Source organism: Vibrio sp. D173a (genome assembly GCF_030248475.1).
Genome location: NZ_JAHGAH010000414.1, coordinates 1 through 2,333, shown reverse-complemented (window position 1 = coordinate 2,333; position 2,333 = coordinate 1). Strand labels below are relative to the sequence as shown.

3 protein-coding genes and 1 pseudogene are annotated in these 2,333 nt (G+C 41.1%); all 4 read left to right on the top strand.

Annotation, left to right across the window (positions count from 1 at the left end; translation table 11 throughout):
* Nucleotides 1-109, top strand: a pseudogene (locus KIV40_RS26335) (IS5/IS1182 family transposase); the annotation flags it as partial.
* 451 nt (nucleotides 110-560) lie between these two features.
* Nucleotides 561-1,202: a murein L,D-transpeptidase catalytic domain family protein gene (locus tag KIV40_RS26330; RefSeq protein WP_134977539.1), complete on the top strand. Its 642-nt coding sequence runs from the start codon at nucleotides 561-563 to the stop codon at nucleotides 1,200-1,202.
* Nucleotides 1,203-1,412: 210 nt separating this feature from the next.
* Nucleotides 1,413-1,820, top strand: a complete 408-nt coding sequence (locus KIV40_RS26325) for a hypothetical protein (RefSeq protein ID WP_306431899.1) — start codon at nucleotides 1,413-1,415, stop codon at nucleotides 1,818-1,820.
* A 94-nt stretch (nucleotides 1,821-1,914) separates the two neighbouring features.
* Nucleotides 1,915-2,232, top strand: a complete 318-nt coding sequence (locus KIV40_RS26320; RefSeq protein WP_285352127.1) for a hypothetical protein — start codon at nucleotides 1,915-1,917, stop codon at nucleotides 2,230-2,232.
* Nucleotides 2,233-2,333 lie beyond the last annotated feature (101 nt).

Here is a 2,333-nt window from a genome sequence, read left to right as displayed (position 1 = left end):
CCGTTATCGTAGATTGCTCGTTCGTTGGGAGAAGAAAATCGAAAACTACGAGGCCATGTTGCATTTTGCTTGTGGCCTCATTGTTTGGAATAAATCCCTTTTGGGATAGGCTCTAAGTATTGTTCAACATGGGGCAGCCATGTCTTCTCACTTAATTAAGCAACAAAGCCAGGATCACAGTCTAAAAATTTTTTGTCGAATGCCCAGTTAGAAATAAGTCCATTGAATTAAAACAACATTTTTATCCAAACTATAATTAAACGATGTTTTATTAAATATCCTGCTTAGTAAATGTTGGTAAACGCAGTTTTATTAATTAGCCAAATCGGCTAGTATTTGTTCTGAAGATTTTTAAAGTCATCGATTAACCTCTCAATGTTGATTAAATTCAGCCAGTTAGTTGGATTATCTTTACTAAATACAAAGTGTATTTTAGTAATAGGTGTCACTGCGCATAATAGGCAACATTGAGAATAGAATTAAATTGATGTACATGCTGTATTAGTGACTGCACGAATCAATCACTAAATTTGTTGCACCAAGAGTTTTATTTAGTACAAATGAAAAAGCTATTATTATTATTGATATGGACATCGTTGGCAGTTTCGCCTTTTGCCTTTGCTCATCATTCAGGTAAAGCGATGGAAACGAAAGCCACTAAACAACTTGTTGAAAAAACATATAAAGAAGCCAAGTTGGAAGGCGTCATTGACTTCAGTTTATTCAATGATGCGTTCTTAGCTTATAAGAATACCTCAGATCGCAAAAAGCCACTTTTGACCATCATCGATTACAGTAAACCATCTACTGAAAAACGCTTTTATGTGGTCGATTTGGACAAGAAGAAGCTCATTTTTAACACTTATGTCTCTCACGGCGTAAACAGCGGCAAGAAGACTGCAACGAAGTTCTCTAATGTTGTAAACTCTCGTAAGACTTCCCTGGGAACATTTTTAACCGATACCACATACTATGGTTCTAACGGTTATTCACTTCGCTTAGATGGACTGACATCAGGGGTGAACGATAAAGCACGAGAGCGTTACATCGTGGTTCATGGTGCGGACTACGCGAATCCTTCTTTTATTAAGAAGAATGGTTATCTTGGTCGCAGTTGGGGTTGCCCCGCTCTACCACAGAAACTATCACGAGAAATCATCGACACCATTAAAGGTGGCAGTGTTATCTACGCTAGCGCTTAAGGTTTCTTGACCTAATGTTGAAAAGGGAGCTAATACGCTCCCTTTTTTAATGCGACAAAAAACTGTTCATCCTTTCAGCAAGTCGTTAGTATACGAAAGCGCCACCTTCAGGCAGCAACCGAATATCGATTCCATAGTGTTTTAGGGTTAGTTTTGGTTCACGTATTTCGCCTTTTGCTTTTGTTGTCACTCTCCCTGTTCTCAGGGCAAATGCTTGCAGCGCAAAATCAGCCATCCTCAGAATTCCACTACACGCATTCAGAAAAGCTTTATAAGCTCACTCAATACGATTATCACGCAATAAAAGCGCCTTATCGTGCTAGGAATAGTCGCGACTCTTGGAGTCCAGACGGCTACTTTCGACACCTAAAACGTGATTTACTTGGTTTACTCCCTTGTCGCCGCACATCCGGTAACGATGGTGAGTTACCCCTAAATATTACGCCTGACTATCACCTATTGGTCGCGTTCTTATCTCCATCATTATTGGATATTGCGCTCAAAGCGACGCCTTTACCCGATACTGCCTATGTACTCACACAGACTCGCTCGTACCATCTCGCAGGATGGAAGCAAGCTAATTTACTGTACGTATTCACACACAGTCGCGACGCTTAGTTCGCACATTGACTGTACTGACACAATATGGAAACCGTCAGCACCAGCCATGGATGATCTCATCTGAAGACTGAATTAACTCGAGATCCTGATTATGAAAAAAATCGCGACTATTGCCACTTTGGCGCTTATCACTTTATTCACAACAACAGTGCAAGCAGCGAAACCAGAAGAAATGAGCAACAGCGCTCTGATGGAGTGTGCCAATGCATCTAACTCCCGAACTGCGGTTCCTGAGCACCGTGCAATGTTTCGTCATTACTTGATGGCAGAACGTGGTTACACATTCAGCCAGCTATCTTCGGCAGAGACCGAATTCAAAGCAAAAGGCATGGATGAGACCAAGATGGAACAGCTCTACAAAACTGAGTGTAAAGAAGTAGGCGAATACCTTTACAGGAATGGCTACTGATTCACGCTCAATTCAAATTACGTAGAGAACGAAAAAGGCGCGATCATAGCGCCTTTTTTGCTTTTCGAGCTTCAGGTTTATACGACGTAAGCGCTCCATAA